Origin of the sequence: Jiangella alkaliphila, from assembly GCF_900105925.1 — a bacterium.
GTDB lineage: Bacteria > Actinomycetota > Actinomycetes > Jiangellales > Jiangellaceae > Jiangella > Jiangella alkaliphila.
In genome coordinates this window covers 2002417-2027989 of sequence record NZ_LT629791.1, presented here as the reverse complement: position 1 = coordinate 2027989, position 25573 = coordinate 2002417, and the positions used below count along the sequence as shown (strand labels likewise).

Sequence of the window (25573 nt, the reverse complement as noted above, 5' to 3'; positions counted from 1 at the left end):
TCCTTTCCTCAGAACACGGTCGACGGCTGGTGGTGACCCCACACGCCGCGCAACACGTCACAGATCTCGCCGACCGTGGCCCGTGCCCGCACGGCGTCCTCGATCAACGGCATGAGGTTGTGGTGCAGGTCGGGCGCGGCCTTCTCGATCGCCCGGAGCGTCGCGGTGACCTGGCGGTCCTCACGCGACCGCTTCACCTCGGCCAGCCGCGTCATCTGGCGTTCCATGACGCCCGGCACCGGCCGGTCGATCTCGAGGTCCTGGGTCTCGTTCTCGTCGACGTAGTCGTTGACGCCCACGGTGATCGTGTCGTTGCTCTCGACCTTGACCTGCTGCTCCCAGGCCGAGTCGGAGATCAACTGCACCGCGTAGCCCGACTGCACCGCCTCGATCATGCCGCCCATGCCGTCGATGCGCTCGATCAGCTCGCGGGCGTCCTGCTCGATCTGGGACGTGAGCGACTCCACGTAGTACGAGCCGGCCAGCGGGTCGACGATGTCGGCGACGCCGGTCTCGTGCAGGATGATCGCCTGGGTCCGGACCGCGATCTTGATGGCGCTCTCCGACGGGATCGACAGCGCCTCGTCCAGCGAGTTCGTGTGCAGCGACTGCGTGCCGCCCAAGACCGCCGCGAGGGCCTGGATCGCCGTCCGCGCGACGTTGTTGTACGGCTGCTGCGCGGTGAGCGAGACGCCGGCGGTCTGGCAGTGCGCCCGCATCAGCCACGACCGGGGGTCCTTCGCGCCCAGACGTTCGCGGGTGAGCCGAGCCCACAGCCGGCGGGCCGCCCGGAGCTTGGCGGCCTCCTCGAAGAAGTTGTTGTGCACGTCCCAGAAGAACGACACCCGCGGCGCCAGCCGGTCGACGTCGATGCCCCGCTCGATCGCATGCTCCAGGTAGCACAGCGCGTTGCTGATGGTGAGCCCGACCTCTTCGACGGCCGTCGCCCCCGCGTCGCGGATGTGGTAGCCGCAGACGTTGAGCGGGTTGAACCGCGGCATGACGTCGGCGCCGTACTCCATCGTGTCGACCACCAGCTGCACGGAGGGCAGCGGCGGGAAGATGAACTCGTTCTGGGCGATGTACTCCTTGAGGATGTCGTTCTGGGTGGTCCCGGTGAGCACCTTCCCCGAGATGCCCCGTTCGTCGGCCACCACGCGGTACATGGCGAGGAGCACGGCCGCCGACGGGTTGATCGTCATCGACGTGGAGATCTGGTCCAGCGGGATGCCGTCGAAGAGGGCGTGCATGTCGACGACGGTGTCGACGGCGACACCGATGCGGCCGACCTCACGCCGGTAGACCTCGTGGTCGGAGTCGTAGCCCAGCAGCGTCGGCAGGTCGAAGTCCGTCGACAGACCGGTCTGGCCGGTCTCCAGCAAGTACTTGTACCGGTTGTTGGTGTCCTCGGCCTGGCCGAAGCCGGCCACCTGCCGGATCGTCCACGGCCGGCCGCGATACATGGTGGCGTGCACGCCGCGGGTGTAGGGGTACTCGCCCGGCAGCCCGATGTCCTCGGCGGGATCCAGGTCCCGGAGGTCCGCGTGCGTGTAGACGTCCTTGACCGGCGCGCCCGACAAGGTCGTGTACTCCGCGCGCCGCGGCGGGACCCGTCCGTAGTCGGCGGCGACCCGGTCGCGCGTCCAGGCGTCGACGCGCTCGTCCCAGCGCTTGTCGTTCTCGGTCATCGGGTCCATCGGCTCGACGCCTCCTTCAAGATCTGGTCGACGGAATGCTGCATGGTGGCGTGCGGATCCAGGGCCATCGAGCCCGCACAGTCGGCGACAAACGCCTCCGCCACGAGCGCCGCGTCGGAGCCCCATTTCTCCAGGCGCCGTGCCTCGAGCCGGCCGTCGTCGCGCAGCGATCGCCACCGGCCGTAGAGCCCGTCGCGGAGCTTGTCGATGCCGGTGCCCTCGGTGGCGACGGTCTTGTAGACGGCGTCGACCCGCCCGGCGGCCAGCCGCAGGTGCCGGGCCGTCTCGGCGGCGCCCGGCCGGTCGGCCATGTTGACGATGAACGCGTCGGCGACCTCCATCAGGCCGGCCTTGATCGTCTGCACGGCGTCGCCGAGACCGGGGACGGTGACCAGCAGCACGGTGTCGGCGACCTCGACGATCGCGACCTCGGTCTGCCCCGCGCCCACGGTCTCGATGAGCACGATGTCGAACAGGCCCGACAGCTCCAGCAACCGGGCGATGTTCCGGGTGGAGCCGGCCACCGCGCCATGGGATCCGCGGCTGGCCAGGCTGCGGACGAACACGCCCGGCCGGCCGTTCAGGTAGGTCTCCATCCGCACCCGGTCACCGAGGACGGCGCCACCGGTGAGCGGGCTGGACGGGTCGATGGCGAGCACCGCCACGCGTTGCCCGTCGTCGGCGAAGGACTCGATCAGCCGGCCGGTGAGGGTGCTCTTGCCGGCGCCCGGCGGTCCGGTGATCCCCACGATGTGGCAGGGCTGCGCCGCGCGTGGGATCGACACCTCCCACGGCGGGCTGTTCTCGACGACCGTCACCGCCCGGGCCAGCGGCGCCCAGTAGCCATGGCGGGCCTTCGCGACCAGCGCGTCGATCTCGTCAGATTCGAACAAGGTCGATCTCCCCGTTCACGATCATCTTCTTCACCGCGTCCTTGGCGGTCTTCCCGATGCCGGTGGTGGGGAGGCTGTCGATCAGGCCCGCCCCGGTCGGCCGCTTGTAGGTCGTGAGCAGGGACCGGCAGTGGGCGAGCAGGTCGCCCGCGGTCAACGCGCTGCTCGGCCGGGCGACGGCGACCACGACGGGCGTCTCGCCCCAGCGTTCGCTCGGCACCCCGACCACGATCGCCCGCTCCACCGCCGGGTGCCGCGCGGCGACGGCCTCGATCTCCGCGGGGGCGATGTTGATGCCGCCGGAGATGATGATGTCCTTGCTGCGGCCGGTCAGGTAGACCATGCCGCGCTCGTCGATGTGGCCGAGGTCGCCGGTTCGGATCCCGCCGCCGGCGTCGATCGCCGCCTTGGTGGCGATCTCGTCCTTGTAGTAGCCCTTCATCAGGGCCGGGCTGGCGCCGATCAGTTCCCGGCCGCCGCCGGGTCCGCCCTGGTGCTCGGGGTCGACGCCGAGCCGGGTCGTCGGGAAGGCCCGCCCGATGCTGGCCGGGTCCTGGCGCAGCAGGCGGTGCGGCGCCGCCGACAGCGGCAGCACCTCCGTCATCCCGTACAGCTGGTGCATCTCCACCCCGGGCAGCTCCTCCCACCAGCGGTCCAGCAGCGCCACCGGCATGGGCTCGGACGCGAACAGCACCCACCGCAGGGTGGCGAGCTTGTGCAGCGGAGCGTGCTCGATCAGCCGGCTCAGGATCGTGGGGACGGCGTCGAAGGTCGTCGCGCGCGTGCAGGCGTCGGCCACCCGGTCGACCTCGAACCGGGGCAGGATCTCCAGCGATCCGCCCGTGCACAGGACCGGGAGCACCTGCTCCGGGATGCACGCGTAGAGCGGGAGGAAGACCACGGAACGGTCGTCCGGGCGGAACGGGAACACCGAGGTGAGCTGCAGGACGGCGTGCAGCATCGTGCCCTGAGTGTGTACGACGCCCTTCGGGTGGCCGGTCGAGCCGCTGGTCAGCATGATCGCGGCGGGTGAGTTCGCGCCGACGACGGGCAACCGGCCGCGGCCCGGCGGCGGCTCGTCCGGGTCCATGGGCAGGATCCGGAACGACTCGGCCAATGCGTCGCGGACGCCGGCGTCGACCCGGCCGAGGAACACGCGGGTGGCGTCGACGGAGGCGAGCTGCCGGCCGGCGGCCGCGCCGTCGAGCATGCCGTTGATCGGGACCGCGGTCCCGCCCGCGCGCATGATCGCCAGGTAGTTCACGACGAACGCCGGCTCGTTGGCGCCCATGAGGCCGACCGCGTCCGCCGGTCGCAGTCCCGTGGACAGCAGGTGCCGCGCGACGGCCTCGACACGGGTCCAGAGGTCCCGGTAGGTCCAGGTGATGCCGTCGTGGACCAGGGCCGGACGCTCACCCTGGGCCCGCGTGACCGCGTCGATCCATGCGACGACCGAGGCGGGACTCGGCGTCACGTCAGGCGTCTTCCGCGTCGGCGCTGGTGCCCACGACGATCGTCGCCACCGCGGTGGCCGCGAGCACCGGCTCCTTGACCGCCAGCACGCCACGCTCGTCGACGCCGATGACCTTGAAGATCCGCGCCTCGATCTTTCGGCTGCGCCGGCCGCGGTGGACGACGCGCGCGATGCCCTCGACGTAGTCACCCGCCCGCAGCGGCGCGAGGAACTCCACCGACTCGTACGCCGCGCACAGACCCTCGTCGCCCCCTTCCTTGAGGGCCAGCTCGGTCTCCAGATCGGCGAAGATCTCCATCGCCTTCGATCCCGGGACCAGGTTCCCGGCGTACCGGGCGTCGCTGGGCGCCAGGCGAAGTCGGATCAGCGCTTCGTCGTTGTCGAACGACCTCGGCTCCACCAGCAGACCTCCCTGAGCAGGGTGACGGATCCTCGTCGCAGTCAGAGTAGAGCATTTCGACCTAGACTAATAGGTCAGAGCGAGGACATCTTCGAACCAGAAGGTTCACCCATCACGTCATCGAGCACGCGCATGGCGTTGCCGCCCAGCACCTTGGCGACCTCGTCCTCGGCGAAGCCGCGGGCGCGCATCTCGGCGGTGAGCTTCGGAAGGTCCGACGGCCGCCGCACCTCGGCGTCGGCGAACTCCAGGTCGACGCCCATGATGACCATCCGGCCGCCGTAGACCTGCATGAAGTAGTCGTCGACGAAGTCCGGGCCCAGCGCCACCGCGTCGATCGAGGTGACCGACGCGATGTGCTCGATGTGGTCGACCACCCGGGCGGCCGTGGGTCGCGCCGGGTCGATGAACGGCGGGATGGCCGCAGCGACACCGATCACGCCGCCGAGGCCCGCGATGCCCTTGAGCTGGTCGTCGGTGAGGTTCCGGTGCATGTCCGTGACGGCCCGGCAGCCCGAGTGGGTCGCGAGCAGCGGACGGGTCGCCCGCGACAGCACGTCGTCGACGCCGGCGACGCCGAGGTGGCTGATGTCGAAGACGATCCCGAGCCGTTCCATCTCGGCGAGGACCTCGGTCCCCTGCGGGGTCAGGCCGCCGCGCGAGGTGTCGTCGAACCCGCTGCCGTCGGCCAGATGCGTGCGGCCGAGGTGGGCGATGGAGACCACGCGGACCCCGACCTTGTCCATGGTGCCGATCAGCTCCGGGTCCTGGCCCAGGGCGTGCGCGCCCTCCAGCGCGATGACGAACGCGATGCGGCCGGCGGCGACCGCCGAGGCGACGTCGGCGCCGGTGCGGCACACCTGGACGTCCGGGTGCTCGGCGGCCAGCCGGTGGATCCGCTCGATCAGGAGCAGGGTCCGCCGCAACGCGCCCTCGGACTGGAACTGCTCCTCGACGAAGACGGGCAGGACCTGGACGTTCACCCCGCCCGCACGCAGCTCGGGCAGCCAGAACTCGGCGAAGTGGTCCGGCCGGCCCCGGCGGTCGAAGTGGTCGACCAGGAGGATCAGGTCGTTGTGCAGGTCGACGACCATGTCAGAAGACAGATTTTGGGGGGTCATCATGGGTCGAAGCTAGAGGTCGAGGGCTGACCGGCGCAACGGGGCGGCAGAATTGGACCTATAGCCATAGGTCGAACTTGCTGTACCGTTGCCAGCCACCAGCGCCGCGCCGAGAGCCCCCGGAGGACGCGTGAACGAGGCCATCCCCACGACCATCCTGGCAGGAACCGTGCTCACGATGACCGATCGCGGGGTGCTGCACGACCAGGCGATCACGATCGACGGCGGCCGCGTCACCGGGCTGCGGCCGCGCACCGAAGGCCAGGTCACCGGTCCGGTCGTGGACTGGCGGGACCGGACGATCCTCCCCGGTCTCGCCGACTGCCACGTGCACGCCGACGACCGGGCGGACATGCTCCACTACCTCGCCCACGGCGTCACGACGGTGCGCAACATGCGCGGGAAGCCGTGGCACCTGACGTGGCGCCGCCGGGTCGCCGAGGGCGCCGAGCTCGGGCCGCACCTGGTGACCAGCACCGCCATGGCCGACGGCCGCGGGGCGCCGGGCACGACCGTGTGGCCCGACTCCGCCCAGATCACCGACCGCGCCACCGCGCATGCGGCCGTGAAGCGCTGGGCCGAGCTCGGGTACCAGCAGGTCAAGGCGTACCAGTGGCTGTCCGGCGAGGCGTTGCAGGGTCTGGGCGAAGCCTGCCGCGAGACCGGCCTGCCGCTCGTCGGGCACTGTCCCCAGGCGCTCACCGTCCACGAGGCGATCGACCGCGGCCAGACCGGGTTCGAGCATCTGAACAACTACGAGTACGGGTCGCTGCGCCCCGCCGCCCAGGAACGCCTGGACGCCCTCTTCGCCCAGGGCTTCAGCTACGGCCGGGGACGGAACCGGTTCACCCCCGAGGCCGCCCAGGCCGCGTCGGACCTCGACGAGGGCAAGGTCGTCGCGCTCGCCCAGCGCCTGGCCGACGACGACATCACCTCCTGCCCCACGCTCATCGTCCTCGACCGCCTCCTGGGGCGGCGCGACTTCACCGACCCGCGCCTGCGCTACGTCGACCCTGTGCACGCCCGCACCTGGCTGCCGGAGAACGACTTCCGCATCATGGCGCTGTCACGCGACGAGCTGCAGCAGACCGCCGACCTCTTCCGCGAGCGCAGCCTGCGCATTCTCGCCGCGCTCCGCGACGCCGGCGCACCGGTACTGGTCGGCACCGACGCCCACAACGCGTTCGTCTTCCACGGTTCCTCGCTCGTCGAGGAGATGGAGCTGATGACCGGCGCGGGCTACACGAGCGCCGAGATCATCGAGCTGGCCACCCGCGGCGCGGCGGACTACCTCGGCCTGACCGATCGGGGCCGCATCGACACCGGGTTCGTCGCCGACCTGGTGGCGGTGACCGGTGCGCCGCTCGCGTCGGTGACGGCGCTGAAGGACCCGTCCGCCGTCGTCGTGGGTGGGACGGTGCTGGAGCGGCCGCAGCTGGACGCGCTGCTGGAGGAGGCCGAGGCGCTGGTCCATGCGGGGCCCGACCGGACCGCGCTGCAACCGGTGCCGCCCGGCGAGCAGCTGTTCGGCGAGTACGAGCGGACGAACTTCGGGCAGGCCGACGCCGTCACGAGGGTCTCCTCCCGCACGGACACCGACACGACGACCTGGCGTGAGCAGCTCACCACCCGGCACGGCACCGAGACGCGCACGACGGTCATCGACGCCGAAGGACGCCTGGTCTCGGCCGACGTCGAGCGGCGCCGCGCCGAGGGGCTCGAGTCGGCGTCGCTGCGGCGCGACGACGACGGCTACGCCCTGCACTGGTCGGCCCTGGACGGCTCGACGCTCGACACCGGCCTGCCCGGACCGCTGCTGCCCGGCGCCGACCTGGGGGTGGCGGCGATGCTCGCGGCGACCCGGCTGACCGCCGCGCAGGAACCGTGGCCGGTCCTGACGCTCGGCGCCAGCCTGGCCAACGGGCTCGCGCCGGTGCCGGGGACGCTGGAACGCGACGGCGACGACCTGGTCCAGCGCACCACCGACGCCGTGGTCCGGGTCACCGGCGACGACGTCCTCGACGAGTACACCGTGGTGGCGCCCATGGCGAAGCAGGTCCACCGCCGCGCCACCTGAGGTGGCCCCGGACGGTCAGGCGACAGCCGGGCGCACCTGGCGCGCGCCGGCCACCGCCGCGGCGCCGGCGGCGGCCGGGTGCAGGATCGAGGCCAGCGCCTCGACCCCGTCGACGAGCCTCGGGCCGGGACGGGCGAACGAGGCGTTGGCGTCGACCGCCCAGACCGGCGTGTCCGGGAAGTGCCGCAGCACGGGCGCGGCCAGCTCGGTCGCGGTCTCGAGCCCGTAGCCGCACGGTGCGCAGACGACGATGTCCGGCTCGGCCGCCCGCGCCTGGTCCCAGTCGATGCGGTACGACTTCTGTCCGGTGACCCCCAGGACGGACGCCCCGCCCGCGCGTTCGACCATCTCGGGCACCCAGTGTCCCGGCGCGAACGGCGGATCGGTCCACTCCAGCACGAGGACCCGCGGCCGCGGCCGGCCGGCGACGGCGCTGGCGACGGCGTCGAGGCGGGCCCGCAACCCGCCGACCAGAGCCATGGCGGCGTCCACGTGCCCAGTGCGCTCGCCCAGCCGCAGCACCGAGTCGAGCACCTCGTCGAGCGTGTGCGGGTCGATGGTCACGACGTCTGCGGTACAGCCGAGGTAGGCCAGCGCGTCGTCGACGACGGACACGTCGACCGCACAGACGGCGCACAGGTCCTGCGTGACCACCAGGTCGGCGTCGAGATCGGTCAGCGCGTCGGCATGGAGGTGGTACAGGTCGTCGCCCCGCGCCATCGCCGCCGACACGAACTCGTCGATCTCGCGCGGCGCCAGGCCCTCGGGCATGGCCGACGTCGACACGATGCGGCGTCCCCGGGCCTCGGCCGGGAAGTCGCACTCGAACGTCACACCGACGACGTCCGCACCGGCGCCGATCCCGAACAGGATCTCCGTCGTCGACGGCAGCAGGGACACGATGCGCATGTCGCGATGCTAAGGGGTGCGCGGCAGCAGTGTCTCGAAGCCGGCCATCAGCGCCGTCAGCGTGAACTCCAGGCGCGACTCCAGCGTCACGGGGCCACCGGCGAGCGCCGCGGTGAGGACGGGGAGGTCGTCGCCGGCGAGGTCGGCGGGCGGCGGGGGCGGCTCGCCGGCGGAGGCCAGGTGCTGGCCGACGACGGCACCGGCGACCGCGTAGACCAGGTGCAGCGCCGTCCGCGGCGCGAACCCGGCGTCGCGCAGGACGTGCAGCAGGCCCTCCAGGATCGCGAGGGTCCGCGGGGTGACGGCGGTCCGCGTCGCGAACAGTGGCACGGCGCCCGGGTGTTTCGCGAGGCCGCGGTGCAGCTCCTGAGCATGCCCGGTGACGACCTCCTGCCAGCCCGCTGACGCCGGCGGCGGGGTGAGCGACTCGGCGAGCACGTACTCGACGATGGCGTCCTCGAGGCCGTGCTTGTTCTGGATGTGGTGGTAGAGCGTCATCGCCTCGACGTCGAGCTCGCGGGCCAGCTTGCGCATGGACAGCGACTCGACGCCGTCGCGGTCGGCCAGGCGGACGGCCGCCCGGAGCACCTGGTCGCGGGTCAGGCCCGCGTGCTTGCCCTGCACTCGCGATCGGCCCACGGCTGCCCTCCTTGACGTCACTTACGGCGTAAGACTAGCATTGTCGGTAAGTCATACACCGTAAGAGATGGAGGAGATCGCCATGACGGTGCAGGAGCACGTACGCACGAGCCGCTGGCAGAGCACGTCGCAGGCGCTGCGGATCGGGGTGGGCCTGCAGGTGGTGTGCCTGGCGCTGCCGCTGCTCGACCTGTGGGTCTTCGGCTCGATCGAGCGGCACGTCGAGGCCGCCTACCCGCAGTGGGACGCGAGCGACGTCGCGAAGGACCGCAACGCGATCGTCGTCGCGCTGCTGATCGTCGGCGTGCTGGGGCTGGCGAGCTGGCTGGTCTCGCTCTGGGCGGCGAGGCGCGACCGCGGCGTGCGCGCCACGGTGACGACCATGTTCGTCCTGGGCCTGAGCACGCTGGCCGCCATCGCCGGGGCCGGCGGCGACCCCTACGACCAGTACGTCCCGCTGTGGCTGGGCAGCACGATCCTGGTGCTACTGGCCCTGCCCGGCCTCGCCGCCGTGCTGGCCGCGTGGTTCCGCGAGCGCGCCTGACGAGGAACGGTTCAGCGGGCCGCCTCCACGTAGCCGACATCGAGGAACCCGGCGGCGTCGGCGTCGGCCGGGTCGTCGCCGGTCCAGCACCACAGCCGCCCGGTGCGCCGTCCGTCCGGCAGTGCGGTGCGCAGCACCACCGGCTGGCTGAGCGCGAACGGCTCGGCGGTGAGCGGCGCGGACTCCAGGTCCGGCTTGGTGTCGCGGCCCGGACGGGGCGCGCCGGCCGGCCCCCAGACGGCGCGGACGGCGGTGCGCAGCTGGCCAGGCCCGTGGTGCGACACCCGCACCGCTACCTCGAACTCGGCGTCGCCGGGTGCGAGGTCGGTGCCGGCGGCCAGCGGCACGACGTCGAAGACGAGCGTCGTCGGCGCGTTGACGATCGCCGGGTCGAAGCCGCCGAGGTCCTTCGCGGACCGGTCGGCGTTCAGCAGCCCGGCGCTCTCGTGCTCGACGTCGGCCAGCTCGGTGTAGACGTAGCCGGCGATGCGGTCGTGCCGGCGCAGCTCCTGGGTCTGCCAGCGCAGCTGCCAGCCGCGCTCCAGGCTGGTGAAGCCGCCGCCGTACTCGCTGTTGAGGAACGGCACCCCGGTCCGCGGCACGGTGTCGTCGGCGTAGATCGCCTTGTCCTCGACGTGGTCCGGGCCGAGCCGCACCGGGAACGCGGCGCGCTCGCCGGAGGCCAGCGCGGCGACGGTCCGCGCCCACGTCCCCGGGTCCTCCTCGTAGTGGTGCCAGTCGACGAGGTCGGTGCGCACGTGCGTCCAGCCGGAGTTGTCGACGATCGGGCGGGACCGGTCGAGCGCGGCGAGCAGGTCGTACGCGTGCCGGACGGCGTCGCGCTTGCGCTCATCGCCGGGGACGTCCCAGTCCAGCCCCCACTCCTCGTTGTACAGGCCCCACACGACGATCGACGGGTGGTTGCCGTCGCGGCGGACCATCGCCGCCAGCTGGTCCTCGAACGCCGCGCGCCCGGCGTCGGTGAACCGGCTGGTGCCGGCCGGCTCGGCCCAGACCAGCATCCCCGTGCGGTCGGCCTCGTGCAGCCAGCGCGGGTCCTCGAACTTGAGGTGCTTGCGGACAAGGTTGAACCCGGCGGCGGCGGCCAGCCGGAGATCCTCGCGCAGCGCCTCGGGGCTCGGCGCGGTGAGGCCGGTGCCGGGCCAGTAGCCCTGGTCGAGCACGCCGCGGACGTAGAGCGGCTCGCCGTTGAGCCGCAGCCGCTCGGCGTCCGCCTCGATGCGTCGCAGCCCGGTGTGCGCGGCGAGTGAGTCAGCGCCGTCGGCGCTGCGCAGCGTGACGTCGACGCGGTACAGGTGCGGGTCCGCGGGCGACCACGGCCGCGGCTGCTCCAGCGGCAGCCGCCCGCGCGCCACGCCGGTCTCGTCGCAGGTCAGCCGCACGGCGACGCCCTCGGTGTGCAGCGTGACGACCGCGCCCGCGGCCAGCGGGCCGGCCGCCGTCACCGTCGCGTCGATGCCGGTGAGCGAGTCGCCGCGCAGCTCGACCGCATCGACGTAGGTGGCCGGCCGGCGCTCCAGCCACACCGGCTGCCAGATGCCGGAGGTGGGCGTGAAGCTGACGCCGTCGTAGTCGTCGCGCGGGATCGAGCGCTGCTTGCCGTGCGCGATCTCCCGCTTGTCCGCCGGGGCGTGGACGCGCACGACGATCTCGGCTTGCTCCCCCGGTCCGGCGACGGCGCCGAGGTCGAACTCGAACGGCGTGTAGCCGCCGGTGTGCCGGCCGAGCGGCTCGCCGTTCACCCAGACCGTCGCCGCGTGGTGGACCGCGCCGAAGCACAGGAACGCGTGCTCGCCCGCCCAGGAGGCCGGCACGGCAACCGTCGTCCGGTACCACGCCGTCTCCAGCCAGGTCCGCCGCACGCCCGACGCAGGCGTCTCCCACGCGAACGGCACCACGATCGACTCCGGCCACGGCCCGGCCGGCAGCTCGCCCGGGCCCGTGAGGCCGGCCTCCTCGTCGGGCCGGAACTCCCACCGTCCGTCGAGCGGGAGCCAGGCGGCGGAGCGGTCGCGGTCCGGGCGGGGGTACTCGTGCTGGTGGGTCACGGATGGAGCCTTTCGTCGGGTGGACGGGGCGCGGTCAGCCTTTGACCGAGCCGGCGAGGATGCCGTTGATGAAGTGGCGCTGCAGCAGCACGAACACCACGAGCAGCGGGACGAGGGCGATCGAGCTGGCGGCCAGCAACTCGCCCCAGACCGTGGCGAAGTCGGCGCCGATGCGGTTGCCAGTGATGTTCTGCGCGAGCGTGGCCAGCACGACCTGGAGCGTCTGCATCGACTCCTGCGACGTCACCACGACCGGCCAGACGAAGTCGTTGTAGATGTTCATCACGGTCAGGACGGCCAGCCCGGCCAGCCCGGGCCGGATCACCGGCAGCACGATCGAGACGAAGATGCGGAACTCGCCGCACCCGTCGACCCGGGCCGCGTCCAGCAGCTCGTCCGGGACCGCGGCGATGACCTGCCGCATCCAGAAGATCGCGAACGCGTCGACGGCGCCGGGTAGCACCAGCGCCTGGTAGGTGTTGATCCAGCCCAGCTCGCGCATCTGCAGCAGCAGCGGCACGACCAGGACGATGGTCGGCAGCATCAGCGTGAGCAGGACGGCGCCGAAGATCGCGTTCTGCCCGGCGAACCGGTACTTGGCGAACGCGAACCCGGCCAGCGGTGCGAAGAACAGCGTCAGCCCGCCCTTGAGCACCAGGACGACCGCGGTGTTGAGGAACCCCGAGGCGATCGGGACGTCCTCGAACATCGCCCGGTAGTTGCCGAGCGTGAACGCGCCCGGATCGAAGCCGAGCGGGTCGGTGATGATCGTCGCCGGCTGCTTCAGCGACGACAGCACCGCCCACACGACCGGCGCGAGGAACGCCGCCGTCAGCACGATCAGGAACACGTGCGAGCCGATCGCCGGCCGGTCCCGCCGGCCCGTCAGCATGGGCGCCGCCATCTCAGTCACGCTCCCGGAGCAGCCGGACGAACAGCAGCGACACCAGCATCACGATCGCCACCAGCAGGAACGAGTTCGCCGAGCCGGTGCCGAGATCGGACCGGCCGAGGTGGTCGTAGAGGTAGAGCCCGGCCGTCGTGGTGGACCCGTACGGGCCGCCGCCGGTGACGACGTACGGCTCGGCGAACATCTGGAACACCGCCAGCGTCTGCATGACGACGAGGAACAGCACGACCCGGCGGACCAGCGGCACCGTGATGCTGACCAGCTGCCGGGTCCGCGACGCGCCGTCCAGCTCGGCCGCCTCGTACACCGACGCCGGGATCGACTGCAGCCCGGACAGCAGGATCACGATCGCGAACCCGGTCGTCTTCCACAGGAACAGCAGCGCGAGCGTCGGCTTCGCCCAGAACGTCGACGTCAGCCAGTCGATCTCCGGCAGCCCCACGGCGCCGAGCAGCTGGTTCACCGCGCCGTAGTCGGCGTCGAACACGACGATCCAGATCTGTGCCATCGCCACCAGCGGCGTCACGAACGGCACCAGCGCGACCGTGCGGTAGAAGCCGCGCATCCGCAGCTTCGCGTTGTTCAGCAGCACCGCCGCGAGCAGCGCGACCACGACCTGTACCGGCACGATGAGCAGCCACAGCACCGCGGAGTTGGCCAGCGAGGACCAGAACGCGTCGCTGCCGAGCAGGTACGTGTAGTTGTCCCATCCGGCCCAGCGGGCCGGGCCGGACCCGCTCCACGCGGTGAAGCTGAGCCGGAACGTGTAGATCAGCGGGTACACGCTGAACGCGAGGAACAGCGCGACGAACGGCAGCACGAAGACGTACGGCGCCAGCCGCCGCCCGGACGGGCGCCGGCGACGTCGCCGGGCCGGCGCCGCCGGGGTCCGTCCGCGCACCTCGGTGCTGGTCACGGTCACGACGCGCGGTCCACCAGGTTGGTCTGGATCTGCTCGGTGGACTCGGCGATGACCTGCTCCGGCGTCAGCTCGCCGTCGAACATCCGCTGCAGGTTGTCGCCGAGATACTCGACGGCGCCGGCCCACCACTGCGGGATCGGCGTCCCGCCGGGGATCTGCGCACCCGCCTCGATCGCGACCGGCCACAGGTCCTGGCCGCCCAGCGCGTCCAGCGGGCCGAACAACGGCGTCGCCGGGTCGGCGGCCGGTGCGTAGCTGGGCACGGACGTGTTGAGGCCGTCCGGGTAGATCGCGTTGGGCCCGTAGACGGCCTGGAAGCCCTCCGGGTCGAACACCAGGAACTCGTAGAACAGCCAGGCCAGCTCCGGGTTCTCCGCGTCGCGCGGGATGACGAAGCTGGACCCGCCCATCGCGCCGCTGCGGGCGCCGCCCTCGGTCCACGCCGGCAGTGGCATCGCCCGCCACTGCCCGGTGGTCTGCGGCAGCAGCTGCTGCGGTGCGAAGTCCCACCAGATCGCCCACGGGACGAAGACCTGCTGCCCGCTCTCCAGCGTCGCGAGGTCGGCCGGGCCGAGGTACTCCGCGCGGGTGCCGAGGCCGGCCTGGTTCACCTCGTCCAGCCAGGTCAGGATCTGCCGGTACTCGGGCGAGTCCAGCCGCAGCTCGCCGTCCGCGTCGGCCAGGCTGGTGCCCAGCTGGCTGGCGAACATCTCCAGCCAGAGCTGGCTGAGGAACGGCTCCTGCTCCAGGTGGATCGGCGCCGCGTCGGGCCGGGCCGCCTTGATCTGCTCGGCCGCGGCGAACAGGTCGTCGTAGGTCTCGATCGACGCGGGGTCGATGCCGACGTCGGCGAGGATGTCCGCCCGGTAGTAGAGCAGCCCGGGGTTGAGGTCCCACGGCACGCCGTAGATGTGCTCGCCGACGGTGTTGACCTCGACCTTCTGCGCCGCGATGTCGTCGAGGTAGGGCTCCAGCACGGCGGACAGATCGTAGAAGTGGTCCGACAGCCCGGCCACCTTGGCGTCGTCGAGGAACACGCCGTCGGGCACGTCGGCGCCGGCGATCAACGTGTTCGGCAGCTTGGTGTCGATGTCGACGGCCTCGTGGTGCACGACGACGTCCGGGTAGCGCTCGTTGAACCGCTCGATGACGCCGTCGAAGACCTCGAACAGGTCGCCGGAGCGGTCCCAGATGGTGATCTCGCCGGCCGGCGCGTCGGTGTCCGGTGCGGCCAGCGTGCCTTCGGCCGGGCCGGTGCCGCCGTCGCCGGACTCGGCGTCGGAGCTGACCTCGGGCCCGCAGGCGGCCAGCAGAACGGTGGCCAGGCCGGCGGCTGCCGCCAGCGTCCACCCTCGGGTCTGGTTGCGCTTCATGACACTCCCTTGTGTGGACAGCCAGCGCGTTTGCAACGTGGCAAAGAATGTAGCGCAATTTTCCACGTTGCAAAAGCTATCCTGAGCCGGGATCATGGACGAGCAGCCGAGCGGGAGGTGTGGATGAGCCAGGTCACCGTGAAGGACGTGGCCAGGCTGGCCAAGGTGTCGCCCCGCACCGTGTCGAACGTCGTGAACGACTACACGCACGTCAGCGACGACGTCCGGCGCCGCGTCCTCGCCGCCATCGACGAGCTGGGCTACCGGCCCAACCTCATCGCCCGCAACCTGCGCACCGGGCGCACCGGCCTGCTCGCGCTGATCGTCCCCGAGATCGACGTCCCCTACTTCAGCGAGCTGGCCCGCGCGGTCATCGACGCCGCGTCGGCGCACGGCTACCGGGTGATGATCGACCAGACCGGCCACGACCACGAGCGCGAGCGGCAGCTGCTGATCGGCAGCGACCGCACCATGCTGTTCGACGGCATCCTGTTCAGCCCGCTGGTCACCCAGGACGAGATCGCCGACCTGGACAGCAGCACCGTCCTGCCGACGATCCTGCTCGGCGAGCACACCTTCACCGGCCGGTTCGACCACATCGCCATCGACAACACCCGGGCCGCCCACGAGGCCACGACCCACCTCGTCGCGACCGGCCGGCGCCGCATCGCCGCCGTCGGCGCCCAGCCGCGCGAGACGTACCGCACGCCGCGTCAGCGCACGGCCGGCTACCTGAGCGCGCTCGCCGACGCCGGCCTCCCCCTCGACGACGATCTGGTCGTGCCCGCCGCCCGCTACCACCGCCGCGACGGCTACGACGCGACGCGGCGGCTGCTCGCGCTGGACGCACCGCCCGATGCGATCTTCTGCTACTCCGACCTGCTCGCGATGGGCGCGATGCGGGCCGTCCAGGACGCCGGGCGGCGCATCGCCGACGACGTCGCGGTCATCGGCATCGACGACATCGAGGAGGGCCGCTTCGCGATCCCGTCGCTGAGCACCGTCGCCCTGGACAAGGACGTCATCGCGACCCGCGCGCTCGAGCAGCTGGTGCGGCGCATCGAGGACCCGTCGCGGCCGGCCACCCAGATCGTCGTCCCGCACCAGCTGATCGAGCGCGACAGCACGCGCCGGGCCGCCTAGAGTCGCGAGCCGCCGGTGGCGTCGATGGTGTGCCCGGTCACGTAGCGTGCGTCATCGGAGGCGAGGAAGCCGATGACGTCGGCGATCTCGGCGGGTGTCCCGATGTAGCCCAGGGCGATCTGCGGCAGCACCTGGTCGACGGCTTGCTGGTTGTCGCGCAGCCAGCCCGCGTTCAGGTCGGTGTCGATGATTCCGGGCGCCACGGCATTGACCGTGATGCGGCGATGACCCAGGTGTTGAGCCAGTGTTCTGGTGAACGCGTCGATCGCGCTCTTGGTCATGGTGTAGGCGATGATGTCCGGCGTCGCGATCCGGGTGGCGCCAGAGGACACGTTCACGATGTGGCCGCCGTCTTCGAGACGGCCGAGGCCCTCCTGGACGATCAGAAAAGGCGCGGTCTGATTGATCTGCTGTTGCTGGACCAGGGACGTGGCGGCGAAGTCCTCGATCGGCCCCCGCAGCGTCACGCCGGCGTTGTTGATCAGGGTACGGATGGGCCGTGGTCGCCAGTCACCGGCGACAGCGTCATAGGCCTCCCAGAACCGGCGGCCGGCGTCCGGTCGAGTCAGGTCCGCCTGGAAGGAGAACGCGTCGCCCCCGCCCTGCCGGATTCGGGCGACCACCGAGTCGGCCGCGTCCGCGTCGTTGCCGTAGTGCACCGCGACGCAGTAGCCATCGCGAGACAGGCGCTCAGCAGTTGCCGCGCCGATACCCCGGCTGGCTCCAGTCACGACGGCGATCGGCGCGAGATCGGCAGCGGCTGTCATTGGAGTCTGAGTCATGCCCAGGACCCTGCCATACGTGTAGCGATCACTACAAGTATCGATCGCTACACGTATGCTGAGACGTCGCGAGAGGAGGACCGATGGCTGGGGTTTCGGGCCAGGGGCGGCGGTTCGACATGACGACCGCCTTGAACACCGCGATGGAGGTGTTCTGGCAGTGGGGCTACGAAGGCGCCAGCCTCGCCATACTCACGGCCGCCATGGAGATCCGGCCGCCCAGCCTGTATGCGGCCTTCGGCTCCAAGGAGTCGCTGTTCTTCACCGTCGTCGACCACTACAACGCAACCCACGGGAGCTTCCTTGCCGAGGCAATGGCAGAGGAGACCAGCGGCACCCGGCTCGCCCGTCGCGTGCTCCACGAGGCTGCCGCTCACTACGCCTCGTCCGGCCACCCGGGCGGATGCCTCGTGATCAGTGCGGCGGTCACCGTGACCCCGGGCAACCGGCATGTCGCCGATCGACTCGCCGGCATGCGCAACGAGAACCTCGCGGCCTTCGAGCAGGCATTCCAGCGCGACGTCGACTCAGGTGAGCTGCCACCGCACGCTGATCCGCATCGCCTTGCTCGATTCGTCGCCGCAACACTTCAGGGGATGAGCCAGCAGGCCCGAGATGGCGCCCGGGTCGAAGAACTACAAGCGGTGGCCGCCACGGCGCTCACGGCGATCTGACCACGCACGCCCCGACCACACCGGCTAGGGTCACGAAGCGTGCGCGCGCCCTACGACGCCTGGTTCGGACCCGACGCCTTCGACGCGACCCACGGCTACGACCTGGACGCCCTGCTGGCGGTGGGCGCGCCGGACGAACCGGCCGGCTTCGCCGAGTTCTGGACCGCGCTGCACGAGCGTGCGCTCGCGGTCGACACCGCGCCGATCGCGCGCCCGGCGGACGTCCCCGGCTGGCACGACGTCGAGTTCACCTCGCTGGACGGGGTGCGGCTGGGCGGCTGGCTGTGGCTGCCGCCTGTCGGCGTCGAGCGCGCCGTCGTCGTCGGGCACGGGTACGGCGGCCGCGACCAGCCCGACCCCGGCCTCGCCCTGCCCGGCACCGCCGTCCTCTTCGCCGCGTCACGCGGGCTGCCGACGCGCGGGCTGGTGCCGGGCATCCCTTCCGTGGGCGCCGAGCACGTGCTGCACGGCATCGAGTCGGCCGCCACCTACGTGCACGGCGGCTGCGTCGCCGACGTCTGGTGCGCGGCGTCGGCGCTGCTCGCACTGCTGCCGTCGCCGCCTTCTCGGGTGGGCTACGCGGGCGGCAGCTTCGGCGGCGGCATCGGCGCGCTGGCGCTGCCCTGGGACGACCGGTTCGACCGCGGCGCCCTGACGGTGCCCAGCTTCGGCAACCACGACCTGCGCCTCGCGATGCCGTGCACCGGCAGCGGCGGGGCGGTCCGCCTGCACGTCGCCGAGCACCCCGAGGCCCGGGAGGTGCTGCGGTTCTTCGACGCGGCGACGGCGGCCCGGCGGCTGCGCGTCCCGATGCTCGTCGCGCCGGCGCTGTGGGACCCGGCCGTGCCGCCGCCCGGCCAGTTCGCCGTCCACAACGCCATCCCGGGCGACAAGGAGCTGGTCGCCCTCGCCGCCGGCCACACCGAGTACCCGGACCGGGCCGCCGACGACGAGCGCCTGCGCGCCGCGGTGCGAGCGTTCCTGCTCAGCTGACCCCGGACAGCTCGAGCACCCAGGGTGCGCGGTCGCGGGCCGGCGGGTGCAACTCGACGCCGAAGGCGGCGCCGACGACGGCGGCCAGCGCGGGCACGTCGCGGGGCTCCGCCGGATCGGTGCAGAGCAGCCGGGCGACCCGGCCGCGGGTGGCCTTCGCGCCGTGCGGCGAACCGGGCACCCGCAGCGTCACCCAACGCTCGGCCAATTCCGGACCGGGCCGCCACAGCGGCGCATAGCTGCTGGACCGCAGGTCGACGACGACGCCGCGACCGGCCGCGGCCGTCAGCGCCGGGCCGAGCCGGGCCCGCCAGTACGCCTCCAGTCCGGGCACGTCGTCGAGGCCGTCGAGGTTCGCGCAGATCGGCAGCCGGTGCGCCGGCACCCGATCGCTCAGCCGCACCGCCCCGAACAGCGACGACACGATGACGACGCGGCGCCCGGCCCGGCGCAGCGCCGCCGCGTCCAGCGTCGCCGGGTCGAACGCGTCGTAGAGCACGCCCTGGTACAGCCGCGCCGCCGCGGCCGCGGGCGCAGTCCGAGCGTCGACGTTGCGGGCGACCTCCGCCGCCGCGCCGGCCGGCGCCTCCAGCCGCCGCATCGCATCGGGCCGCGCGCTGGTCGCCACCATGCCGTCGAGCACGGCGGACCGCGCCTCGGTGAGCTCGGGGAACGACAGCCGCCCGAGATCGAGGCCGCGGCCGCGCTCGGGCCACGCCTGCGTCTCCGACGGAGGCAGCACCACCAGCATGGGACCAGCCTAGGACCGGTCCTGTTCGCCGACCGTTCGCTCACCGGCCACGCGAGCGGCAAGATTGCGGGAGCAGGCTCCCGATCATGCGCCGCACCTTCGCTCTCGCCGCCGCCGTCCCGTTCGTTCTCGCGTTCGTACCGCAGCCCGACATCGTCACGACGGGCAACGAGACGCCGGTGCTGTACGACGACGACGAGGGCGGCAACGCGTCGGGCGACGACCCGGCGATCTGGGTGCACCCGGAGCGGTCCGGCCGCTCGATCGTCATCGTGACGGCGAAGGAGGGCGGGCTGCGCGTCTACGACCTCGACTCGCGCGAGCTGCAGTCGCTGCCGGCCACCCCGGCGCCGCGCGCCGACGGCGTCGACGGGCGGTACAACAACGTCGACATCGCCTACGGGCTGCGTGTCGGCGGCCGCACGACCGACGTCGCGGTGGTGTCGGACCGGTACAACGACCAGCTGCGGTTCTTCACCATCGACCCGGCCGGCTCGCGGGCCGCGACGCCGCTGCGCGAGGTCACCGCGCCGGAGCAGGAGTTCCTGTTCAGCCCGGACCGCGAGACGGTCGACGAGGAGCAGACGGCGTACGGCGTCGCCGTCTGGCAGCCGAACAGCCGCGACACCTACGCGGTCGTGACCCGGGAGGGCGCGACGACCATCGCGACGGCGCGGATCACCCCGAAGAGCGACGGCACCGTCGCCTACACCGACGTGGAGCACCTGGAGCTGCCGGGCAGCTTCCCGCTCCCCGGCGGCCGCACCTGGGTCCCGTGCGAGGAGCCCGGCGTCGGCCCGCAGCTCGAGGGCGTCGCCGTCGATCAGCGCAGCGACGTGCTGTACGCGACGCAGGAGGACGTCGGGCTGTGGCGGATCCCGCTGCCGCTCGGCACCGGCGAGCCGCGGCTGATCGACAAGGTCGCCGACTTCGGCGTCCACGACGTGTACGACGAGGAGACCGAGGAGTGCGTGCCGGTCGACCCGGACCAGCCCGGTCTCGGCGGGCCGAACCTGGTCGCCGACGCCGAGGGGGTCGACGTCTACTACGGGCGCGGCCGGACCGGCTACGTCATCGTCTCCAGCCAGGGCGACGACCGGTTCGCCGTCTACTCGACGATGGGCCACAACCGCGCGCTCGGCACCTTCCGGGTCGAGGGCGACGGCGTCGACGACGTCAACGGCTCCGACGGCCTGGCCGTCACCAACCGCGTCGTCGGCGACTACCGCGAGGGCCTCCTGGTCACCCACGACGAGCCGGAGACCGGCCCGGACGTCGACCCGGAGCGCGACGCCACCAACTTCTCCTACGTCGACTGGGGCCAGGTGGCCGACGCACTCGGTCTGAAGATCAGCACCCACCCCGACAACGATCCGAGGTTCTGAGATGACGATCCGACGTCGATTGATGCCCCTGCTGGTCGCGGCCGCCGTCGCGCTGACGGGCCAGGCCGCTCCGGCCGTCGCGGCGACCCCGGCCGAGGCCTGGACCGCTCCCGGGCAGTCATGGGCGCTGTTCTCCGACGACGGGACCCTCGTCCTGTCCGCCGGCAACACCTCCGCCGGGGGTCGTGTCGAGCTGCGTCAGGCGAGCACCGGCGCCGTCGTCCGCACGCTGACCAGCCCGCTGAAGGTCAACGCCGTGGCGCTGTCGGCCGACAACCAGACCATCGCGGTCACCGTCAACGACACGAGCTCGGGCCTGCCGGTCCGGACCATCCGGCTCTACCGGGCTTCGACCGGCGCGCTGCTGCGGTCGATCCCGACGTCGGCAGGCCGCGAGCTGGACGGCCTGCACTTCGCGCCCGACGGGCGGACCATCGCCGCCATGGACGCCCGCTCCTACGAGCGGGGCGGCCAGGTGCACGTGCACCGGGTGTCCGACGGCGTCCGGGTCAGGCTGCTGTCCGTGCCCGCCACGACGGCCGGGGTGCGCTTCTCGCCGGACGGGCGCTACCTCGCCGCCAACGACCGTGTCGTGACCGGCGGGCGAGCCGTCCCCGCGGTCCGGGTGTTCCGCACCGACACCTGGGCCTCCACGCTGACGCTCGCCGACGGCGACCTGCTGATCCGCTGGACACCGGACAGCACCGGCCTCTGGACCAAGCGCATCCTGCCCGGCGTGCCCACCGGCCTGCGCCTGGTGAGCGTGCCCAGCGGCGCCGTGCAGCGCTCGCTCGACCTCGACCTCTACGACGGCGTGTCCGACGTGACCGACGACGGCGCGCTGGCGCTCACCAACCGGCTCGTCGCGCCGCGCCGGACGCTCACCTTCACCAGCACGCTGACCGGCGCCGACGTCGCGACGTACGACTTCGGGCAGGACGTGTTCCCCGGCGACGTCAGCCCGGACGGGTCGCTGTTCACCTACGCCCGGACCACCGCACCCAGCGCCTTCGACGTCCACGTGGCGCACTCGCCGGGTCACTAGCTTCGCCTTGAGCGCAGTGCCCCTTCATACGTGCAGACGCTGGGATGCGCCGCGGCACGGCACCCCGTCGCCCGCTTTGCAATGAGCACCTATACGCACCACCGGCCGAGTGGTGCGTATAGGTGCTCATTGCAAAGCGGGCGGACGGAGATGGCGGGCGGTCCGGTGGCGCCAGAGCACCACCGAACCGCCCGCCATGACCAGGTACGCCTCGGGCCTGCCCTCGACGTGTGGCTGGATGAGTGAGTCTGATCGATCTTCGGGGCTCGCCGGCCTGATCCGTGGCCCGGCTCGGTGTGCCCGTCCAGGGCTCAGCCGCCGCGGACCGGCCGGCCGAACTCGGCGTAGAGCGTCTCGCCGATCTCCAGCGCCAACCGGGCGGCAGCCAGCCGGCGCGCCATCGACGGTCGCAGCCGCTCGCCCGCCCCCGCGAGCGAGCGGAACGCGAAGCCGCCGACCTCGACCGGGTCGGGCGTGATCCGGGCGATCGCCGCGGCGTCCAGCACGCCGCCGTCGAACACGAAGGCCAGCTGGTCCGGCCACGGCCCGCGGACCGGGATCCAGTCGATCACCAGCGCGCGGCCGATCGGCAGGTCGAGGCCGATCTCCTCGCGCACCTCGCGCCGGCACGCCTGCAACGGCGACTCGTCCGCCTCGGCGACGCCGCCGGGGATCTCCAGCGCCGGCTTGTAGGTCGGCTCCAGGAACAGGATCAGCCCGGCCTCGTCGCGCACCAGCGCGCCACCGGACACCGACTTGCGGGGCAGCCGCGCCGCGATCCCGGCGTGGAACTCGCGCTCCGGCGCACCTTCGGCGTACACGTCGTCCTCGAACCCGGGTTCGGCCACGGCACCAGGATTCCAGCCGCCCCCCGGTCGGCGCCCGCCGCCTCCCACCTTCGCAAGTCAGTAATTCGCATAACTGATTCGCGGCCTGACCAGCGCCACCACCGTCGTCTGTCCGAAATCTCCTCGTCACACCCTTGACACCATTCGGCCTGACCCGCCAGGATCGCCCACATCCCACGGCTCAGCGCCGTGTGTCACGGCCCAGCAGTTATGCGCATAACAAGATCGAGGGAGGGCACCATGGCGGCCAAGCGAGCGACCCAGGCGGACGTCGCGCGGATGGCGGGCGTCAGTCAGGCGACCGTCTCGCTGGTGCTCAACGCCGAGCCGGACCGCGTCGGACCGGACACCCGGCAGCGGGTGCTCGACGCGATCAGCAAGACCGGCTACTCCGCCAACCCGCTCGCGCAGCGGCTGGCCCGCGGCCGCAACCAGATCATCGGCGTGTTCACCTACGAGCCGGTGTTCCCGCAGGGCAACGGCGACTTCTACCACCCGTTCCTGGTCGGCATCGAGCGCGAGGCCGAGCGCTGGGGCAGCGACCTGCTGCTGTTCACCAGCGCTCCGGTGCAGAACGGCCGGCGCCGGCTGTCCGGCAAGGCCCGCGCCCATCTCGGCGTCACCGACGGCTGCGTGCTGCTCGGCCGGGTCGAGGACAAGCAGGAGCTGGTGCACCTCATCGACGACGGCTTCCCGTTCGTGTTCGTGGGACGGCGCGAGCTGCCCGGCTCGGCCGACCTGCCCTACGTCGGCGCCGACTACGTCCAGGCGACGAGCGACGTCGTCGGGCTGTTCCTGGAGCAGGGGCACCGGCGCATCGGGTTCGTCGGCGAGCTGAGCGACCGCGAGTCGATCATCGACCGGCTCACCGGGTACCGGACGGCGATGCGCGCGGCCGGACTGCGGCCGACGTCGTTCGACCCGGCCGAGCTGAGCGCCGACGAGATCGTCGACGTCGTCGTGGAGCACCACCTGACCGGGCTGGTGCTGGCCGAGGCGTACCGCGCCGCCAGCATCCGCGCCGCCGCGGCGGCCCGCGGCCTCGACGTCCCCGTCGACCTCTCCATCGCCGTCCTCGGGCAGCCGGACGTCCCCGTCGAGCCCGGGGCCGACGACGCCGGCGTCGCGTGGAGCGGCTTTCGCATCCCGCGCGAGGAGATGGGCGAGCAGGCGTTGTCGCTGCTGGTCCAGCTGATCGAGGACCCGTCCGGCACCACCGACCGGCACCGGCTGCTGCCGTGCGTCATCGAGCCGGGCGCGACGGTGTCGGCGCCCCGCCCACGCTGAAGGAGACGAGTGAACGAGCTTCGGACCGAGATCCTGGTGGTCGGCGGCGGCCTCGGCGGCGTCGCGGCGGCCCTCGCGGCGCTGCGCCGCGGGCGTCGCGTCGTGCTGACCGAGGAGTACCCCTGGCTCGGCGGCCAGCTCACCTCGCAGGCCGTCCCGCCGGACGAGCACCCGTGGATCGAGGAGTTCGGCGCGACCCGCACCTACCGGGCGCTGCGCGACGGCATCCGCGACCACTACCGGCGGACCTACCCGCTCACCGACGCGGCCCGCGAGCACCCGGCGCTCAACCCGGGCGCGGGCTGGGTGAGCAAGCTGTGCCACGAGCCGCGGGTCGCGGTGGCCGTCCTCGACGAGCTGCTCGCGCCGTGGCGCTCGGCCGGGCGGCTCACCGTCCTGCAGCCGGCCCGCCCGACCGGTGCGGACGTCGACGGTGACACCGTCCGCGCCGTGACGGTCGAGCACCTCGGCACCGGCGCCAGCACGACGATCGCCGCCGACTACGTCCTCGACGCCACCGAGACCGGCGACCTGCTGCCGCTCACCGGCACCGAGTACGTCACCGGCTTCGAGTCGCGGGCCGAGACCGGCGAGCCGAGCGCGCCCGACGCCGCGCAGCCGCACAACCAGCAGGCGATCAGCTACTGCTTCGCGCTGGACCACGTCGACGGCGACCACACCATCGACCGGCCGGCCCGCTACGACCACTGGCGCTCGGTGCACCCGGCGTTCTGGGGGTCACCGCTGCTCAGCTTCTCCGCGCCCGACCCGCGCACGCTGCTGCCCAAGCCGCGGGTGTTCGAACCGAACCCCGGCGACGACGCCTTGGCCGTCGACGCCGACCAGAGCCGCGAGCAGGGCGACGCCAACCTCTGGACGTTCCGCCGCATCGCCGCCCGCGACCTGTTCGCGCCGGGCCACTACGCCAGCGACATCACACTGGTGAACTGGCCGAACATCGACTACTTCGAGGCGCCGGTGATCGACGTCGACGAGGCGACGCGGCAGGCCCGGCTCGACGACGCCAAGCAGCTCAGCCTCTCGATGCTCTACTGGATGCAGACCGAGGCGCCGCGGCCCGACGGCGGCGCCGGCTGGCCGGGGCTGCGGCTGCGCGCCGACGTCGTCGGAACCGCCGACGGGCTGGCGCAGGCGCCGTACGTCCGCGAGGGCCGGCGCATCCGGGCCGTCACCACGATCGTCGAGCACGACCTGTCCCAGGCGGTCCGCGGCGCGCACGGCGCCCGCCGCTACCCGGACACCGTCGGCATCGGCATGTACCGCATCGACCTGCACCCGTCCACCGGCGGCGACAACTATCTGGACGTCGGCGCCGAGCCGTTCGAGATCCCGCTCGGCGCGCTGTTGCCGCAGCGGACGCGCAACCTGCTCCCCGCGGGCAAGAACATCGGCACCACCCACATCACCAACGGCTGCTACCGGCTGCACCCGGTCGAGTGGAACATCGGCGAGGCCGCCGGGCACCTGGCCGCGACCTGCCTCGACGACGACCGGCAGCCGCACGAGATCCAGGCCAAGCAGCCGCTGCTCGAGGACTTCCAGACACTGCTGACCCGCGACGGCGTCGAACTGCGCTGGCCGGCCGGCGTGTCCGGTTACTGACCCGCTCGCACTGC

23 protein-coding genes are annotated in these 25573 nt (G+C 72.2%); 9 read left to right on the top strand and 14 right to left on the bottom strand.

Annotated features, from left to right (window positions below; all coding sequences use genetic code 11):
* Positions 1–8: 8 nt before the first annotated feature.
* The 5 genes from BLV05_RS09540 to BLV05_RS09520 all read right to left on the bottom strand — a co-directional run bounded on the left by BLV05_RS09540 (position 9) and on the right by BLV05_RS09520 (position 5588).
* Positions 9–1688 (bottom strand): acyl-CoA mutase large subunit family protein, encoded by a 1680-nt coding sequence (locus tag BLV05_RS09540; RefSeq protein ID WP_046770355.1) that lies wholly within the window; start codon positions 1686–1688, stop codon positions 9–11.
* A complete protein-coding gene (gene meaB, locus BLV05_RS09535) occupies positions 1685–2590 on the bottom strand; it encodes a methylmalonyl Co-A mutase-associated GTPase MeaB (RefSeq protein WP_052762718.1) in 906 nt (301 codons plus the stop codon). Before meaB ends, BLV05_RS09540 begins: the two co-directional genes overlap by 4 nt.
* Positions 2577–4064 (bottom strand): class I adenylate-forming enzyme family protein, encoded by a 1488-nt coding sequence (locus tag BLV05_RS09530; protein ID WP_046770287.1) that lies wholly within the window; start codon positions 4062–4064, stop codon positions 2577–2579. The genes meaB and BLV05_RS09530 overlap by 14 nt, the downstream gene beginning before the upstream one ends.
* Before the next feature lies 1 nt (position 4065).
* Complete coding sequence (locus tag BLV05_RS09525; RefSeq protein WP_052762717.1) at positions 4066–4464, bottom strand: hotdog domain-containing protein; 399 nt, start codon at positions 4462–4464, stop codon at positions 4066–4068.
* A 74-nt stretch (positions 4465–4538) separates the two neighbouring features.
* A complete protein-coding gene (locus BLV05_RS09520; protein ID WP_082155454.1) occupies positions 4539–5588 on the bottom strand; it encodes a dipeptidase in 1050 nt (349 codons plus the stop codon).
* A gap of 127 nt (positions 5589–5715) precedes the next feature.
* On the opposite strand from BLV05_RS09520, the gene BLV05_RS09515 reads away from it, so the two are divergent.
* Positions 5716–7662 carry an amidohydrolase family protein gene (locus BLV05_RS09515; protein ID WP_046770286.1) on the top strand — a complete coding sequence of 649 codons (1947 nt, stop codon included), beginning with the start codon at positions 5716–5718 and terminating at the stop codon, positions 7660–7662.
* Positions 7663–7677: 15 nt separating this feature from the next.
* On the opposite strand, the gene BLV05_RS09510 is transcribed toward BLV05_RS09515, so the two are convergent.
* Both BLV05_RS09510 and BLV05_RS09505 read right to left on the bottom strand, forming a co-directional pair.
* Complete coding sequence (locus tag BLV05_RS09510; protein ID WP_046770285.1) at positions 7678–8571, bottom strand: cobalamin-binding protein; 894 nt, start codon at positions 8569–8571, stop codon at positions 7678–7680.
* 9 nt (positions 8572–8580) lie between these two features.
* Positions 8581–9210, bottom strand: a complete 630-nt coding sequence (locus tag BLV05_RS09505) for a TetR/AcrR family transcriptional regulator C-terminal domain-containing protein (RefSeq protein WP_046770284.1) — start codon at positions 9208–9210, stop codon at positions 8581–8583.
* A gap of 67 nt (positions 9211–9277) precedes the next feature.
* On the opposite strand from BLV05_RS09505, the gene BLV05_RS09500 reads away from it, so the two are divergent.
* Positions 9278–9754 carry a hypothetical protein gene (locus BLV05_RS09500; RefSeq protein ID WP_197683599.1) on the top strand — a complete coding sequence of 159 codons (477 nt, stop codon included), beginning with the start codon at positions 9278–9280 and terminating at the stop codon, positions 9752–9754.
* An 11-nt stretch (positions 9755–9765) separates the two neighbouring features.
* On the opposite strand, the gene BLV05_RS09495 is transcribed toward BLV05_RS09500, so the two are convergent.
* From BLV05_RS09495 to BLV05_RS09480, 4 genes are read right to left on the bottom strand one after another with little or no spacing between them, the layout of a single operon-like run.
* Positions 9766–11823 (bottom strand): glycoside hydrolase family 2 protein, encoded by a 2058-nt coding sequence (locus tag BLV05_RS09495; RefSeq protein ID WP_052762715.1) that lies wholly within the window; start codon positions 11821–11823, stop codon positions 9766–9768.
* 34 nt (positions 11824–11857) lie between these two features.
* Positions 11858–12727, bottom strand: a complete 870-nt coding sequence (locus BLV05_RS09490) for a carbohydrate ABC transporter permease (protein ID WP_046770283.1) — start codon at positions 12725–12727, stop codon at positions 11858–11860.
* 1 nt (position 12728) lies between these two features.
* The gene (locus BLV05_RS09485; protein WP_052762714.1) at positions 12729–13655 is read right to left on the bottom strand and encodes a carbohydrate ABC transporter permease; all 927 of its coding nucleotides are present in this window, start codon (positions 13653–13655) and stop codon (positions 12729–12731) included.
* Positions 13652–15028, bottom strand: a complete 1377-nt coding sequence (locus tag BLV05_RS09480; protein ID WP_046770282.1) for an ABC transporter substrate-binding protein — start codon at positions 15026–15028, stop codon at positions 13652–13654. The genes BLV05_RS09485 and BLV05_RS09480 overlap by 4 nt, the downstream gene beginning before the upstream one ends.
* A gap of 123 nt (positions 15029–15151) precedes the next feature.
* Here BLV05_RS09480 and BLV05_RS09475 point away from each other — a divergent pair, with 123 nt between their 5' ends.
* Positions 15152–16171, top strand: coding sequence for a LacI family DNA-binding transcriptional regulator (locus BLV05_RS09475; protein WP_046770281.1), 1020 nt, complete (start codon positions 15152–15154; stop codon positions 16169–16171).
* Here BLV05_RS09475 and BLV05_RS09470 read toward each other — a convergent pair.
* A complete protein-coding gene (locus tag BLV05_RS09470; RefSeq protein ID WP_197683598.1) occupies positions 16168–16953 on the bottom strand; it encodes an SDR family oxidoreductase in 786 nt (261 codons plus the stop codon). The genes BLV05_RS09475 and BLV05_RS09470 overlap by 4 nt on opposite strands.
* Positions 16954–17036: 83 nt before the next feature.
* On the opposite strand from BLV05_RS09470, the gene BLV05_RS09465 reads away from it, so the two are divergent.
* The gene (locus BLV05_RS09465; protein ID WP_046770279.1) at positions 17037–17627 is read left to right on the top strand and encodes a TetR/AcrR family transcriptional regulator; all 591 of its coding nucleotides are present in this window, start codon (positions 17037–17039) and stop codon (positions 17625–17627) included.
* Positions 17628–17666: 39 nt separating this feature from the next.
* A complete protein-coding gene (locus BLV05_RS09460; RefSeq protein ID WP_046770278.1) occupies positions 17667–18620 on the top strand; it encodes an acetylxylan esterase in 954 nt (317 codons plus the stop codon).
* Here BLV05_RS09460 and yaaA read toward each other — a convergent pair.
* Positions 18613–19371, bottom strand: a complete 759-nt coding sequence (gene yaaA / locus BLV05_RS09455) for a peroxide stress protein YaaA (protein WP_046770277.1) — start codon at positions 19369–19371, stop codon at positions 18613–18615. The two genes, BLV05_RS09460 and yaaA, sit on opposite strands and share 8 nt — an antisense overlap.
* Before the next feature lie 86 nt (positions 19372–19457).
* Here yaaA and BLV05_RS09450 point away from each other — a divergent pair, with 86 nt between their 5' ends.
* Complete coding sequence (locus BLV05_RS09450) at positions 19458–20756, top strand: phytase (RefSeq protein ID WP_046770276.1); 1299 nt, start codon at positions 19458–19460, stop codon at positions 20754–20756.
* A 1-nt stretch (position 20757) separates the two neighbouring features.
* Complete coding sequence (locus BLV05_RS09445) at positions 20758–21801, top strand: WD40 repeat domain-containing protein (RefSeq protein ID WP_152690875.1); 1044 nt, start codon at positions 20758–20760, stop codon at positions 21799–21801.
* Between the two features lie 311 nt (positions 21802–22112).
* Here BLV05_RS09445 and BLV05_RS09440 read toward each other — a convergent pair whose 3' ends face one another.
* On the bottom strand, positions 22113–22649 hold the full coding sequence (locus BLV05_RS09440; protein WP_052762713.1) for an NUDIX domain-containing protein: 537 nt from the start codon (positions 22647–22649) through the stop codon (positions 22113–22115).
* A gap of 240 nt (positions 22650–22889) precedes the next feature.
* On the opposite strand from BLV05_RS09440, the gene BLV05_RS09435 reads away from it, so the two are divergent.
* The gene (locus tag BLV05_RS09435) at positions 22890–23936 is read left to right on the top strand and encodes a LacI family DNA-binding transcriptional regulator (RefSeq protein ID WP_046770274.1); all 1047 of its coding nucleotides are present in this window, start codon (positions 22890–22892) and stop codon (positions 23934–23936) included.
* 9 nt (positions 23937–23945) lie between these two features.
* Positions 23946–25559, top strand: a complete 1614-nt coding sequence (locus BLV05_RS09430) for an FAD-dependent oxidoreductase (protein WP_046770273.1) — start codon at positions 23946–23948, stop codon at positions 25557–25559.
* The last annotated feature ends 14 nt before the right edge of the window (positions 25560–25573 follow it).

Coding starts and splice junctions, on each gene's coding strand:
- BLV05_RS09540 (WP_046770355.1), bottom strand. CDS start 1,688: ATGACCGAGAACGACAAGCGCTGGGACGAGCGCGTCGACGCCTGGACG.
- BLV05_RS09520 (WP_082155454.1), bottom strand. CDS start 5,588: ATGATGACCCCCCAAAATCTGTCTTCTGACATGGTCGTCGACCTGCAC.
- BLV05_RS09510 (WP_046770285.1), bottom strand. CDS start 8,571: ATGCGCATCGTGTCCCTGCTGCCGTCGACGACGGAGATCCTGTTCGGG.
- BLV05_RS09500 (WP_197683599.1), top strand. CDS start 9,278: ATGGAGGAGATCGCCATGACGGTGCAGGAGCACGTACGCACGAGCCGC.
- BLV05_RS09490 (WP_046770283.1), bottom strand. CDS start 12,727: ATGGCGGCGCCCATGCTGACGGGCCGGCGGGACCGGCCGGCGATCGGC.
- BLV05_RS09480 (WP_046770282.1), bottom strand. CDS start 15,028: ATGAAGCGCAACCAGACCCGAGGGTGGACGCTGGCGGCAGCCGCCGGC.
- BLV05_RS09475 (WP_046770281.1), top strand. CDS start 15,152: ATGAGCCAGGTCACCGTGAAGGACGTGGCCAGGCTGGCCAAGGTGTCG.
- BLV05_RS09470 (WP_197683598.1), bottom strand. CDS start 16,953: ATGACTCAGACTCCAATGACAGCCGCTGCCGATCTCGCGCCGATCGCC.
- BLV05_RS09465 (WP_046770279.1), top strand. CDS start 17,037: ATGGCTGGGGTTTCGGGCCAGGGGCGGCGGTTCGACATGACGACCGCC.
- yaaA (WP_046770277.1), bottom strand. CDS start 19,371: ATGCTGGTGGTGCTGCCTCCGTCGGAGACGCAGGCGTGGCCCGAGCGC.
- BLV05_RS09450 (WP_046770276.1), top strand. CDS start 19,458: ATGCGCCGCACCTTCGCTCTCGCCGCCGCCGTCCCGTTCGTTCTCGCG.
- BLV05_RS09445 (WP_152690875.1), top strand. CDS start 20,758: ATGACGATCCGACGTCGATTGATGCCCCTGCTGGTCGCGGCCGCCGTC.
- BLV05_RS09435 (WP_046770274.1), top strand. CDS start 22,890: ATGGCGGCCAAGCGAGCGACCCAGGCGGACGTCGCGCGGATGGCGGGC.